This is a genomic window from Halocella sp. SP3-1 (assembly GCF_003953885.1).
GTDB lineage: Bacteria > Bacillota > Halanaerobiia > Halanaerobiales > DTU029 > Iocasia > Iocasia fonsfrigidae.
In genome coordinates, this window is record NZ_CP032760.1 from 1,063,021 (window position 1) to 1,077,593 (window position 14,573).

The following is a 14,573-nucleotide window of genomic DNA, read 5'->3' on the forward strand; positions in this document are numbered from 1 at the left end:
ATGAACTACCGGTTGGTTTTTAAAATATTAGTAATACATAAATCTAAGATTATTTAATTCAAGGAGGTTTTAAAGATGGGACTAAGTTTAAGTGGGTTTAACGGTATTGATACTGATACCCTCCTAACACAATTGATGTATATTGAAGAGGCGCCTTTAAGGCGTTTAGAAGAAAACAAAGAAGAAATTCAGGCCCAGATAAGTGCCTGGCAGCAGGTTAATAGTGCTTTAGATACTTTTAAGAGTAAAGCTAGCGAGTTAAGTGATATCTTTGATAAGATGACTCCGACAGTTGACGATGAAGAGGTTATTACAGCTACTGCTAATAGTTTTGCTAGTTCAGGAAATTATGAGATTGAAGTACAGCAGTTGTTTCAGGCTCATACGGTAGCTTCAAGTGCAGAGGTGGAAGCTGATACAATCAGTGGGAGTTTTGATATAGAGATTAATGGCTATTCGGTGACAATAGATGTATCAGAGGCCTCTTTACAGGATATTGCCGATAAGATAAATAATGCTACCATTGACCATGATGGTGATTCTGAGACAGATAAGATTCAGCTGGCTCAGGCCTCTGTTGTTGATAATAAATTAGTTGTACAGGCTGCTGGTGATGTCATTGGTGAAGGCACAGATGTCAATGAAGTATCTTTTACTAATGAGACTGATAATATTTTAAGTACTTTGCATTTAGATACTATGGAAACAATCCAGAACCATCAGATGGCCAAATTTACGGTAAATGGACTTGAAGTAGAACGGGGTAGTAATGAGGATATTGATGATGTAATTAAAGGTGTTACCCTTAATTTGGAGGGTGAATTAAACGAGAAAACAACCCTGCGGGTAGGAACTGATAAAGCAGCCATGAAAGAGAAGATAACTGCTTTTGTAAAACAGTATAATAGCCTATTGAAAACTATTAATAAATACGGTCACCCTGATGAGAAAGAGATTGAGGAAGGTGAAGGAGATGCGGTTTTAAGCGGTGAGGCAACCTTAAGTACTGTGGAATCAATGCTGTATTCCAGTGTGATGAATCCCAATAATGCCATAAGTTCTGCTGACTGGTTGAGTAATACACCATTGTCCTGGGATGCTGGTACGACAAATGATCTTGTGATAGATGGAACTTCAGTTTCTCTAGATGGGGCTTCTACCCTGGAAGAGATTGCTGCGCAAATTAATACAGAACTTGGTAAGGATATGGCCAGTATTAAAGATAATAGATTGGTTTTAAAAAGTGATGGTAGTGTTGCTGTAGACCTGACTGGGAGTGATAGTGTTGTTTTAAATGACCTGCAGATTCCAGAGACCTTTAAAACTAATGTAGTATCACTAATGGGTATTGAAGTAGATAGATATGGAGAAATGTCTATCGATGAAGATAAGCTGGATCAGGCCCTATCAGAAAACATGTCTGATGTTAAACAGATGTTTACTGGTGTTAATGGTATTATTGACCGGGTAGAAACTAATGTAGACAATGCCATAAAATCGTACAGTTATTCCAGTGGTGGTGGTTATGTTGCCGGTAGAATAAGTACTTTGCAGAGTGAAATTAAATATATAGATGAAGATATCGAAAACCTGGAGAGGCGTCTTGATATAAAAGAAGAGACTTTAAAGGCTAAGTTCACCCAGATGGATCAGTTAATATCTCAACTAAACAGTCAGGGTGACTGGTTTACTTCAATGGGTTCTTGATATATAAGAAACAGGTATAACCATGAATAAATAGATTGTCAGCAATCTGTCGAAAAAAACTAAAAAAGATGAAAAATAGAGCATTTATCTAAAAATAGCCCTAATTACCTAGCTGACATTAGATAATTAGTCCTATTCACTTTATATGGTCTTAATAGGACTTTTTTATCAGTTAATAATTTAGGTCTATTGTCCGATATATATTGTGAAGGAAGCAAGGATTGCTTTCTTACAAAATTATATCAGGGAGGATGATGTGACTATGATTATTAATCATAACATCAGTTCAATGAATGCTTTAAGAAATCTTAGTGTCAACTCAGACAGTATGTCCAAGACAATGGAAAAATTATCATCAGGTTACCGTATTAACCGGGCTGCTGATGATGCTGCTGGACTGGCTATTTCCGAGAAAATGCGTGCTCAGATTAGTGGTTTGAACCAGGCACAGCGTAATGCCCAGGATGGTATTTCTTTAATCCAGACTGCTGAAGGTGCTTTAAATGAAGTACACAGCATGTTAAGGAGAATGAGGGACCTGTCTTTACAGGCTTCTACTGGAACTAATCAAGCTGATGATATTGAAAAGATTCAGTCAGAGGTTGGCCAGTTAATAGCAGAAATTAGTGGTATTGCTGGTAGGACAGAATTTAATGGTATGAATCTATTGAATGCCGCTGCCGATGTTTCTTTCCAGATTGGTTCTAATTCAAATCAGGTTATTTCTGTTGGTTTGCTAGATATGACTGCTACAACTGGATTGTCTATTAATGGTGTTGATGTAACAACTGATCCTCAGGGTGCTATTGATACTTTAGATGGAGCCATTAGTGCAGTTTCTTCCTTCCGTAGTACCCTTGGTTCTGTCCAGAACAGATTAGAACACACCATTAAAAATCTGGCTACTACTGAAGAAAACCTGCAGGCTTCTGAATCACGTATCCGTGACGCAGATATGGCTGCTCAAATGGCTGATTTAACTAAAAATCAGATTCTTCAGCAGGCTGGTACTGCTATGTTAGCACAGGCTAACACCAAATCTCAGTCAGTATTATCACTTCTGGGATAATTAATAATTAATATTTATAACACTAAGCTGACTGACATTATGTCAGTTGGCTTTTTTATTTTTCTTTAAAGAAGTGGAGTGAGATATGCTGTTTAAAAAAAATTTAGCTGTTTTAAAGAAAAGATACCCTGTTTATCAGGAGATATTAGAAGATCCAATTTTAGATCAGAATATAAGCATAGTAGCAGGACAAAATGGCAGCAAGACTGCCGCCTATCAAGCTGAAGGTGATGAATATCTACTGCACAGCAAATATAACCCTGAGAGGGAAGCAGAGAGGCTGGTAGCGCAGCTGACAACAGATGGCGTGACTGCTGTAGTAGTACTTGGTTTTGCTATGGGCTATCACCTCAAAGTACTTTTTGATAAAGTGAAAGATAAAGGGGTAAAGATATTTGTTATTGAAAATAATTCTGCTTTATTTCAGAAAGCGCTCAGATATAATGATTTTACAGATTTATTTTCCGATCAACATTTTTATTTATATTTAAGAGATAACTATGATAGTTCAGAACTTATTAATTTTATAGAAGATCATATTGATATTGTTTTTGAGGAACTAATTTTATTTAAACTCCCGACAGTAAAAAGGTATTTTGGTCAGACATTGGCTTTAATTGAAAAAGACCTGTCTTTTACTATCAGAAAATTACAGGCCAATAAACATACTAGCAAAAAACGCGGCAAGGTTTGGGAAGAAAACCTGCTCAATAATTTGTATTTGATGTTAGAGAAACCGGGTGTTAAAGAATTAAAAGACTTATATAGAGATCAACCGGCAATTGTGGTGGCAGCTGGTCCTTCTCTGGATAAAAATATGCATTTATTAAAAGAAGTTAGAGGGAAGGCACTTGTTATTGCAGTTGATGCAGTTTTAAAGACACTACTTAAGAATGATATAATACCAGATATAGTGACTGTTATTGATGGATATATATATACATTAAAATATTTTAAGGGTATAGACTATGAAAAATTAAAAAGTACAATCTTAGTGACTATCCCCCAATTTTATAATCATATATTGGAGAAATGGCCGGGGCCAGTTATTTTCAGCCCAGGTTACGGTGTCAGTGAAGATATTATATATTGGATAGAGAAACAGCGTGGTTTTCTGGGCCGACTGGCTACTGGTGGCTCAGTGGCACATCTGGCTTTTGTTCTTGCTCATCTGCTGGCAGCAGATCCAATTGTTTTTGTTGGGCAGGATCTGGCGTTTTCAGATAATAATACACATGTGAGTGGCAGTGATCATTCTTTTAGCCTGAAAGATGAACTAAAAAAAACTCATAGAAAACACTTGAAGGTTGAGGATATATATGGCAATAAAGTCTGGACCAGAAGTGATTTTCATTTTTATTTACAGTGGTTTAATAGAACCATCAGGAATATTAAGGACAGTGGCTGTCAGACTGAATTTATTGATGCTACTGAAGGTGGTGCCCGGATAGAAGGAACCAGGATAATACCATTAAAGGAAGTAATTAACGATTATTGTCATAAAGAAAATAACAAGAAAGAACAAATATTAAGTGAATTAGATAATTATAAAGCTGAATGGAATCCTGATATAATTAAGGATTTTGAATTAATTATTAATAATCTTAAAATACTTAAAAAACAGGCAGAACAGGGATTGTTATTTGTAGATAAATTATTAGATTGTACGGTTGAAGAAGACTATAAAAAAACATTAGGAAAGATGAAGACTATAAGCAATAATATAAGTATTTTGAAAAAGCATGTGATGTTTTTTGAATCTGAAATGTATGATATTTATGATGAAGTTAATGTTGATTTCAGGAATAACCTTGAAAAATACGGTAAGCTGGTTGAATTTTATAATTTATTGATAAAGGGTTGTAATAAAACTATAGAGATACTAAAACAGCATTATCAAAAAATTCTATTAGAGGAGGGAAGATAATGGAGGTTACAGTACATGGTATAGACATAGAGCTGGCTAGTAAAGAAAGTTCTATAGGAGAGATATTTGATGAAATACAATCACAGGGTTCAGTAGTCTACCGGGTTATTGCTGATGGGGAAGATATAAGTAATTTTTCAGAAGAAGAGTTTAAAGAATTGGGGAAAATAGGGCATCTAGAGATTATAGCAAAAGATGTTAAGGAGCTTACATTGGAGACCATTAAAGAGGCAGAGGAATTTATACCTAAGTTGATTGACAGAATAGATAAATTTATAGACAGGATTAATGATGGTACTGAAACTGCCCGCTTTATTATGATTCAGCAGTTATTAGATACCCTGGATTGGTTAAATACTTTACTGGAAAACATCGGAAGTGCTGTAGATGAAAAAGAAACTAATGCTCTAAATCAGAAGAGTTTTTTTGCTAAGTGGAAGGATACCATAGCCAGTTTAGCAGAGGGAATAGAGAGGAAAGATCTTGTTTTAATTAGTGATATATTGGAGTATGAATTAATTCCTGTACTAGAGGATTATCGAGAATATATTCAGGTAACAAATGAGGAAATCATCTAGTCTTTAAGCACTATTTCAGGAGGAATGGCGTCATTTTCGGCCGAATAAGTACAAAGAAATATTATATATGGACAAAATAGATTATGGAGCAAAAGGGGTTGTTCTAATGTTAGATGGTAGGACTGTTTTAGTGACAGGTGGTACTGGTTCTTTCGGGAAAAAGTTTACCAGGATTGTATTAGATAGATATAGTATTAAAAAACTAATAATCTTAAGCAGGGATGAACTAAAACAATCCCAGATGAGTGGGAAGTTTAATGATTCCCGCCTACGTTTTTTTATCGGTGATGTCCGGGACAGAGAGAGACTACAGCGCGCTTTTGATGAGGTAGATATAGTTATTCATGCCGCTGCCCTGAAACGGGTGCCTGAATGTGAATATAACCCCTTTGAGGCTATTAAGACCAATGTAATAGGTGCTCAAAATATTATTAATGCAGCCATTGACAAAGGTGTTAAAAGGATTGTAGCCTTAAGCACTGATAAAGCTGCTAACCCTATAAATCTATATGGGGCAACAAAATTATGTTCAGATAAACTCTTTATTGCAGGAAATTCCTATGCTGGTAGTCAGGATACCCGTTTTGCAGTAGTCCGTTATGGTAATGTGATGGGCAGTCGGGGGAGTGTTATACCTTTTTTTCGAGAGAAGAAAAAAACAGGTAAAATTCCTATCACTGACCCCCGGATGACCAGGTTCTGGATAAGCCTGGAGGATGGGGTTGGAATGGTATTAACTGCCCTGGAGAAGATGCAGGGAGGAGAAATCTTTGTACCCAAGATACCCAGTATGAAGATAACTGACCTTGCTCAGGCCATCGCGCCAGAATGTCAGCAGGAGACGGTAGGGATTCGACCAGGAGAAAAGCTGCATGAAGCCATGATTACCCGGGCAGATGCCCGTCATACCCTGGAATTTGAGGATTATTACATTATCCAGCCGGAGTTTAACTGGTGGAACTCCAGCAATCACAAGGATGGTAAACCCTTGCCTGATGGTTTTGAATATACCAGTGATAGAAATAAACAGTGGTTAACTATAGAAGAGATGCAGGAGAAGATAAAGGGGCTCTGAGATGAGAGATAAATATATACCATATGGCAGACAGTGGATAGATGAAGATGATATTAAGGCAGTAGTTGAGGTACTTAAAAGTGATTACCTGACGACTGGCCCTAAAATAAAGGAATTTGAAGATGAATTTGCCCATTATGTAGGAGCAAAATATGCTGTTGCTGTCTCAAATGGCACAGCCGCCCTACATGCAGCCTGTTTTGCTGCTGGAATAGATACAGGTGATGAAGTGATTACATCAGCAATGACTTTTGCTGCCTCAGCCAACTGTGTTTTATATCAGGGGGGCAGACCAGTATTTGCTGATATAGATAGTAATACCTATAATATAGATCCACAAGAGATAAAAAAAAATATTACAGATAAGACAAAGGCTGTTATTCCGGTACATTATACAGGCCAGCCCTGTGATATGAAAGAGATACAACAAATTGCCAGAGAAAACAATCTTATAGTAATTGAAGATGCAGCACATGCCCTGGGGGCTATTTATAAAGGTGAAAAAATTGGAAACTGTAAATATAGTGATATGGCTATTTTTAGTTTCCATCCAGTTAAACATATAACCACTGGTGAAGGTGGTATGATTACTACTAATAATAAGGACTTATATGATAAATTAATACAGTTTAGAAGTCATGGGATAACGAAAAAACAAGAAAAATATATAAATCAATATCAAGGACCCTGGTATCATGAACAACAGCTGTTGGGTTTTAATTATCGAATGACAGATATTCAGGCTGCTTTAGGTATAAGTCAGCTGAAAAAGATAGATATGTTTGTGCAGAGAAGAAGGGAAACTGCTGAAATATATAAGCGAGAACTATGTGGTATAGACTGGATTAAATTACCCTATCAAAAAGATGATAGAGAGAGTTCCTGGCATCTATATGTGATACAGGTTGATGAAGAGAAGTTAGGTAAAAGTCGAAGAGAAGTGTTTGAATATTTAAGGGATAAGGGATTAGGGGTTCAGGTCCATTATATTCCAGTTTACTGGCATCCGTACTATGAAAGATTAGGATATGAGAAGGGGTTGTGTTCAAGGGTTGAAGGTATATATGAACAAATAATTTCACTACCGCTGTTTGCTAAACTAGATAAACAAGGGATTGATTTTGTCATTACTGTATTGAACAATTATATTAAATCAGGGGTGTTAAGATGAGAGTATTCCACTTAAATTTATTGATAGTACAATCTTTGAAGTATTAAAGGAAAAAATTGAAACCAATAAAGCTATAATAGGTGTAATTGGATTAGGCTATGTGTTTGCCCTTAGCTGTAGAGAAAGCCAAAGCAAGTATTATAAAACTAAAAATACCCCCCAAGGTTGTCGGTGAGTAACTAGGTATTTGTACTGAAATAGCAGTTTCACTTTACAATAGTGTATTGGAGTCAATAGTACATACAGTTTCTAGTCCTACTATAGCAGAAATGAAAAAAATATAATAAAACATCTTTAGAAATATAAATATAGTATTGGTTAATGAAATGACCTTGTGTGATACAAAAAGAAATAAGTGTTATGGTACTAATGAAATCGTTGGGGCCAAGATATAATTTGCATAGTGTTTTAGGTGGTTATTTTTAATATAAAAATATAATTGTTTTATTATAGTATTTTAATAAAGATAAAGGTGAAAATAGAAATGAATAAAGATAACGAAAAAGTTAATCAAATTTATAGTCTGGCAACTTCATATTTAGAACAATTAGGTTTTGATATATATGATAAAAATGAAAAAGCTATTTTAGATTTATTAATTAACTCGATTAGAGAAGAGATTAGTAAGATAGCTAAAGAGAGAAATAGTACTAATTCTAAATTTATGGACTTTATGAATAATTGTTCTAATAAAACGATTGCTATTTTTGGAGCTGGTAATTTTGGAGAGAGTGTATTAAATTATATTCAAGATTTTAATCGCAATAATGAAAAAAATATTCAAGTCAAATATATTTTAGATAATAATTCTCAAAGATGGGGTGAAAAACTATATGGAATTAAAATTGTAGAGCCTAAATTAGATATTTTTGTAAATGTCGATAAAATAATAATAGCCTCTACCTGGAAAAAAGAAATTAAAGAACAACTTTTAGAAATGGAAATTAAACAAAATAAGATTTTTTCTATTATTTAATGATAAATTTCATGTGTTAATCAAGTTTCCTATTGTTTTTTCTATAATTTATATAAAGTATGATGTAACTTAATTTAATATATTAAAAGAGCCTAATAATAATATTAGTTTTTTGTAAAGTAGAGGAGAAAAGTAATATGGGAGTAGATAGTTTATTACAATTTGAGCATAATAATCCAAAAATACTAAGTTTTAAATTTAAACATGACAATATTTTAATGTGGCCTCATATAAGAATGAAAATATTTCAATATATTATTGATTATGAATTGGGTTTGCAATCGGCGCATTCTCCAGCTGGAAGTTTTAAGTTTTCAGATTTACTTGATTATAATAAAAATACTATTGATTTTAATCCTTTTGATAATAAGGGATTAGAATTTGATATAGTGATGTTTAGTAATGTAAGGAATAACACTGCCAAGAAAGATCATAAGTATTTTAATACTATACATGATTATTTTGCTTTGGAATTTAGTGATAAGACATTAATTATAGAACAATCATATAGAAAAAAATATAGATTATCTAGATATTTTGAAAATGTTAAATTTTTAGATGTTATTGATTTTTTAATTGCCTCAAAATTAAAAGATATAAAAATAGAAAACACTGATGAAAATGAAATCGAAAGAATTATTAGTTTTTTAAAAGAGAACATAAAATTTAATATTAGTGAAAAATTGTATGGTATTATAAAAAGAGATTTAAGTACTTTGTCTAAAAGTCTTAAATTATATCATCTTTATTATAAAGTATTATTTCTTATCTTAAAGCCCAAGATTATATTTCTACAGTGTGCTAGTTATGGTAATAAGGGGTATCTTGTTAAATGGGCTAAAGATTTTGGGATAAAAGTTGGAGAATTCCAGCATGGAATGATTTCTAAAAATCATATTGCCTATAATTATGGAAATAGTATTTTTGATAATAAATATTATAAAAAATATTTACCTGATTTTTTATTTATGTATGGTGAATATTGGAGCAAAAATTTAAAAACACCAGTTAATAAGATTGTTATTGGTAATCCTCATTTTTATAGTAAGATAAAAGAGTATAATAACAAAGAAAAAAATGGAATGGAAAAGAAAATTCTAATAGTGTCTCAAGGGCCTATTACAAATGAATTAGTGAAGATAACAAAGAAGTTATCTTATTTATTTAAAGATCAGGATATTAAAATTATATACAGATTACATCCAGGAGAGATACCTTTTCGTGAGCGGTATGTAGAGTTAGAACAATTAGATAATGTGATTATAAACGATTATGGTGATATTTATGATTTAATATATAAAAGTAGTTATGTTGTTGGGGTTTATTCAACAACATTATTTGAAACCATTGGGTTTAATAAACCAATATTTATTTATGACCATGAATTATCCAGAATGCATATTCCAAGTGAAATAGGAAAAAGATTTAAAAATGCAGAAGAACTTTATGAGCTTCTAAATAATAATGAAGTTAAGCCAGTAAAAAATATTAATTATTACTGGGAGCAGAACTGGAAAATTAATTATAGAAATTTTATTAGTGGAATTTTAAAAGGGAATAGTTAATTGCAAATAAATAAAAAATTTTCACAAAGTAGATAGTATATATAAAGTTCTTTATGTATTATTGACTTGGAATATAATTTTATAATATCTACATTGGTTATAATCTAGATATGGTGGCTTTTACTCTTATTGTGATTACTTCGAAAGATTCAAAAATTTAGGGTGTTTTTAAAAAGAGAAGCAAATAAAAAATATACTTCAAATTATATAGAACAGATGAAGGTTATAGATGATTATAAAATATAAATTAAATAATTAAATATATAAAATAACTTTGGAGGTAAATATGATAAATAATCAAGTGGTTTTATCAATTATTTTGGCTCGAAGTGGTTCAAAAGGAATCCCCAAAAAAAATATAAAAAAACTAAAAGGAAAACCATTGATCTCCTATACTATAGAAGAAGCTGTGAAATCCAAGTATATTGATAGAATTATTATATCAACAGATGATTTTCAAATAGGAGAAATAGCTAAGCAATATGGAGCAGAAGTTCCTTTTTTAAGGCCAAAAGAATTAGCAACAGATAAAGCTACAAGCGAAGATGCCATGATTCATACCATTAATTGGTTAGAAAAAAATGAAGAATATAAGTCAGATTATGTGATGTTATTGCAACCAACATCCCCTTTAAGAAGAGTAGAAGATATAGACAAATCTTTAGAAAAACTAATTATAATAAATGGAGATTCATTAATAAGTTTGTGTGAAGCAGATAAGCATCCTGCTTGGATGATGGAAATAAAGGATAATACTGCAGTTCCTTTTTATTCTGAAAAAATAGAATATAACAGAAGACAGGAATTGCCTAAAATTTACAATATTAATGGGGCAATCTATATAACTAGAACTGACTTGTTTTTAAAATATAAATCTCGCTGGGCAGGTAAAACTATTCCCTATATTATGCCTAAAGAAAGATCTATTGATATTGATGATGCTTTTGACTGGAAAGTGGTAGAGTCACTAATGGAAATCATTTATTAGAAAATAGTAAAAATAAATTCATTTGGAGTGATAAATAGAAATGAGATGTCCGATATGTAGTTCTAAAGATATAGATGTTTTTCATGATAAAGTATGGGACAATGAAAATGCGAAGGTTTATAGATGTAATAAATGTGATATATCATTTGTTTATCCTCAAATGACACTTAAAGAAGAGAAAGAGTTTTATTTACAATATAAAAACCATGTTGTAAAAAGGGGAGTTATATCTGTTGAGAGTGTAAACGAATTACATCATAAAAGCAAATTAGTTGCAGAAAAAAGGTATCAAGTAATTAAAAAGTTTTTCAGAGGTGTAAAGAGTGTTTGTGAAATTGGGTCGGCTACAGGAGCTTTTTTGGAATTATTATATGATGTAAATTATAAGTGTGCAATTGAGCCTGATAATGAAAATAGAGTTTATTCTAAAAAATTTAGTCAAAAACAATATAGTGATATTTCCGAAGCAGATAAAAGTGAACAATTTGATATAATATGTATGTTTCATACCTTTGAACATATAAGAAATCCTATAAAATGTTTAGAATGGTGTAAATCTCACCTTGCCTCTGATGGGAAAATCATAATAGAAGTGCCGCATATTAAAGATCCTTTAATAGAATTATATGATTGTAAAGAATATAAAGATTTTTGTTTTCAAATGATGCATCCTTATATATATTCTTTATATTCATTAACATATGTGGCAGATCAATCTGATATTTCCATAATCAAAGTTATTTATAAGCAGAGATATGGGTTAGATAATCATTTGAATTGGTTAAATAAAAGAAAACCGGGAGGAGATCAATACTTTAAGGAGTTATTTGGTAATAACAAGCAATATATTAATAGTTTAGAAAAGTTTGGTTTAACAGATACAATATTTATTGTAGCTCGTTCCAATCGAATATGATTTTATGGAGGGTTTATTAATGAAATTTAGCCAAGAAATAAAAATCGGTAATAAACTGATTAATAGAGATAATCCAACATTTATTATTGCTGAAGCTGGTGTTAACCATAATGGCGATATAAAATTGGCAAAAAAGTTAATTGATATAGCAGTTGAATCCAATGTAGATGCTGTAAAATTTCAGACTTTTTCTACTGAAAGGTTAATTTTAAGGGATACTGAAAAACCAGAATACCAAAAAAAAAATACTGAGTCTAGCGAAAATCAATATGAAATGCTAAAAAAATTAGAGTTAGATAAAGAAGATCATAAAATCCTTATAGATTATTGTAATAAAAAAGGAATTATTTTTTTATCTACACCTTATGATGAAGAGAGTGCTGATTTATTAGAGGGTTTAGGGATAAAAGCCTATAAAATTGCATCAACAGATACTACTAACTTGCTCCTGCTGGATTATTTAGCAAAAAAGGATAAGCCAGTAATACTTTCAACTGGAATGTCATATTTAAGTGAAGTGGAGAAGGCAGTAGATATATTTAAAAAAAATAATATGGGTGAATTAATTTTATTACATTGTATTTCTAATTATCCATTAGAATTTGAAAAGGCTAATTTGCAGGCAATAAAAACTCTAGAAGATAGATTTGACTTGCTGGTTGGTTATTCTGACCATACAGCTGGTATTGGGGTAGCTCCCTATTCGATAGCTTTAGGGGCAAAGGTAATTGAAAAGCATTTTACAATAGATAAAAATTTGCCTGGACCAGATCATAAAGCTTCTTTGAGTCCTATAGAATTAAAAAGTTGTGTGGAATTAATAAGAAAAATAGAAAAAGCAATGGGAACTGGTATTAAGTCACCACTATTAGAGGAAAAGCAAGTTAAATTATTACTACAAAAGAGTTTAGTTGCCAAAGTTAGCATAAATAAAGGAGAATCTATAAAAAGAGATATGTTAACTGCTAAAAGACCCTGCGGAGGTATTTCTCCCCTGTATTTAGAAGAAATTGTTGAAAAAAAAGCAAAGATGGATATCAAAAAAAATAGTATAATTAAGTATGAAATGTTAGAGGATGAATAACTATGGAAGACATTTTTATAATAGGAGCAGGAGGACATGCTAGAACAGTAGGAAGTATCTTGAAACTAAATAAAAAAATCAATATAGTTGGTTTTGTTGATAAATATAAAAAAGAAGAAGATGAAAAAATAACGGGTAAAAATATAATAAGAGTTGATTCAATTGTTAAATATATAGTTAAACATAATATAAAAAAATTGGTATTGGCAATTGGTGATAATAAAAAGAGGGAATATTACTTTTCTTTATTAAAAAAGAAAGGCTATGAATTTGTTAATGTTATACATCCAACAGCAATAGTAGATGAAAGCTGTAGATTAGGAGAAGGAATCATGGTTGGTGCAGGTGTAATACTTGGAGCTGAAGTTGTAATCAATGATAATTCTATAATTAATAATGGAGTAATAGTGGACCACGAATCTATAATAGGTAGTAATGTACATATTTCTCCAGGAACTAGTATTGCCGGGAGAGTGATAGTTGGAGATAATTCTTTTGTTGGTATAGGTACTACTATTATAGATAATATAAAGATTGGTAAAGAAGTAATAATAGGAGCAGGATCAGTAGTTATTAATAATCTATCTGATAAAGTGAAGGTTGCAGGTGCTCCAGCATTATCAATATAAATTGAGGTGATAATATATGCCGTTATTTATTTCATCCGCCTGGTTAGATTATGAAAATTTAGATATAAAGAGTAAAATAGAGAAAATAGTCTCAAACGGCTTAAACAATATAGAATTAAGTGGTGGAGAAGTTTTTTATGAAAATATATTAGAGGATATATTATGTTTACAAAAAAAGTATAATATTAACTATATTATACATAATTATTTTCCTCCACCCCGCAAGGATTTTGTTTTAAATATTGCTTCTGAGAATAAGGAAAATTTAAATAGAAGTGTTAACTTTATCAAAGAAAACATTGAATTAGTTAGTCAATTTAATAATAAATTATATACTTTTCATGCTGGTTATTCTAAAAAGCTTAGTGTTAATAAAAACGGTTATTTTAAGCCGGATCCAGGGGAAATTGATTGGGAAAAAACCTACCAAGTTTTCTATAAATCACTAGATGATATCCTATCTTTTGCCGTAGAAAAGCAAGTTAAAATAGGTATAGAAAATTTGTTTCCATATAATAAAGTAAAGAATTATTCAATAATGTGTAGCGAAGAAGAAATAGAGGAACTGTTAAATAAATATGAAGATAATAAGTATCTAGGATTATTACTTGATTTAGGGCATTTAAATGTGGCTGCAAATTATATGAAATTTGATAAGTATGAAACATTAGATTTTTTAATAAATAAGTATAGAAACAAAATATTTGAAATACATTTATCTGAAAATGATGGAAGTCAAGATGCACATTTACCAATACAATTAGATGGGTGGCAAATTGATATAATAAAGAAATATAGTTTGTTTGATAAACCAATTGTCATTGAAGCTAAGGGATTAACTTTTGATAAATATAAAAGAATGCTAAATGAACTGGAAGGGGAGTAATA

13 protein-coding genes and 1 pseudogene are annotated in these 14,573 nt (G+C 31.5%); all 14 read left to right on the forward strand.

Annotated features, from left to right (window positions below):
• The first annotated feature begins 75 nt into the window (after nt 1-75).
• The 14 genes and pseudogenes from fliD to D7D81_RS05100 all read left to right on the forward strand — a co-directional run bounded on the left by fliD (nt 76) and on the right by D7D81_RS05100 (nt 14,571).
• Complete coding sequence (gene fliD / locus D7D81_RS05040) at nt 76-1,707, forward strand: flagellar filament capping protein FliD (RefSeq protein WP_125987893.1); 1,632 nt, start codon at nt 76-78, stop codon at nt 1,705-1,707.
• A gap of 262 nt (nt 1,708-1,969) precedes the next feature.
• Nucleotides 1,970-2,776 (forward strand): flagellin N-terminal helical domain-containing protein, encoded by an 807-nt coding sequence (locus D7D81_RS05045; protein WP_125991937.1) that lies wholly within the window; start codon nt 1,970-1,972, stop codon nt 2,774-2,776.
• Nucleotides 2,777-2,861: 85 nt separating this feature from the next.
• On the forward strand, nt 2,862-4,703 hold the full coding sequence (locus D7D81_RS05050) for a motility associated factor glycosyltransferase family protein (protein WP_125987895.1): 1,842 nt from the start codon (nt 2,862-2,864) through the stop codon (nt 4,701-4,703).
• Entirely contained in the window at nt 4,703-5,281 is a 579-nt protein-coding gene (locus tag D7D81_RS05055) for a DUF8042 domain-containing protein (protein WP_125987897.1), read from the forward strand. The genes D7D81_RS05050 and D7D81_RS05055 overlap by 1 nt, the downstream gene beginning before the upstream one ends.
• A gap of 106 nt (nt 5,282-5,387) precedes the next feature.
• A complete protein-coding gene (gene pseB, locus D7D81_RS05060; protein WP_125991939.1) occupies nt 5,388-6,356 on the forward strand; it encodes a UDP-N-acetylglucosamine 4,6-dehydratase (inverting) in 969 nt (322 codons plus the stop codon).
• A gap of 1 nt (nt 6,357) precedes the next feature.
• Complete coding sequence (gene pseC, locus D7D81_RS05065) at nt 6,358-7,527, forward strand: UDP-4-amino-4,6-dideoxy-N-acetyl-beta-L-altrosamine transaminase (protein WP_125987899.1); 1,170 nt, start codon at nt 6,358-6,360, stop codon at nt 7,525-7,527.
• A 188-nt stretch (nt 7,528-7,715) separates the two neighbouring features.
• Nucleotides 7,716-7,862: pseudogene (locus D7D81_RS20365) on the forward strand (UDP-N-acetyl-D-glucosamine dehydrogenase); the annotation flags it as partial.
• 149 nt (nt 7,863-8,011) lie between these two features.
• Nucleotides 8,012-8,503, forward strand: coding sequence for a hypothetical protein (locus tag D7D81_RS05070; RefSeq protein ID WP_125987901.1), 492 nt, complete (start codon nt 8,012-8,014; stop codon nt 8,501-8,503).
• Nucleotides 8,504-8,640: 137 nt separating this feature from the next.
• Entirely contained in the window at nt 8,641-10,068 is a 1,428-nt protein-coding gene (locus tag D7D81_RS05075) for a CDP-glycerol glycerophosphotransferase family protein (RefSeq protein ID WP_125987902.1), read from the forward strand.
• 286 nt (nt 10,069-10,354) lie between these two features.
• Nucleotides 10,355-11,056 carry an acylneuraminate cytidylyltransferase family protein gene (locus D7D81_RS05080; protein WP_125987904.1) on the forward strand — a complete coding sequence of 234 codons (702 nt, stop codon included), beginning with the start codon at nt 10,355-10,357 and terminating at the stop codon, nt 11,054-11,056.
• 40 nt (nt 11,057-11,096) lie between these two features.
• Nucleotides 11,097-11,972: a class I SAM-dependent methyltransferase gene (locus D7D81_RS05085; RefSeq protein WP_125987906.1), complete on the forward strand. Its 876-nt coding sequence runs from the start codon at nt 11,097-11,099 to the stop codon at nt 11,970-11,972.
• 19 nt (nt 11,973-11,991) lie between these two features.
• Nucleotides 11,992-13,056, forward strand: a complete 1,065-nt coding sequence (gene neuB, locus D7D81_RS05090) for an N-acetylneuraminate synthase (RefSeq protein WP_125987908.1) — start codon at nt 11,992-11,994, stop codon at nt 13,054-13,056.
• Nucleotides 13,057-13,058: 2 nt separating this feature from the next.
• Nucleotides 13,059-13,685 carry an acetyltransferase gene (locus D7D81_RS05095; protein WP_125987911.1) on the forward strand — a complete coding sequence of 209 codons (627 nt, stop codon included), beginning with the start codon at nt 13,059-13,061 and terminating at the stop codon, nt 13,683-13,685.
• A gap of 16 nt (nt 13,686-13,701) precedes the next feature.
• Nucleotides 13,702-14,571, forward strand: coding sequence for a TIM barrel protein (locus D7D81_RS05100; RefSeq protein WP_125987913.1), 870 nt, complete (start codon nt 13,702-13,704; stop codon nt 14,569-14,571).
• Nucleotides 14,572-14,573 lie beyond the last annotated feature (2 nt).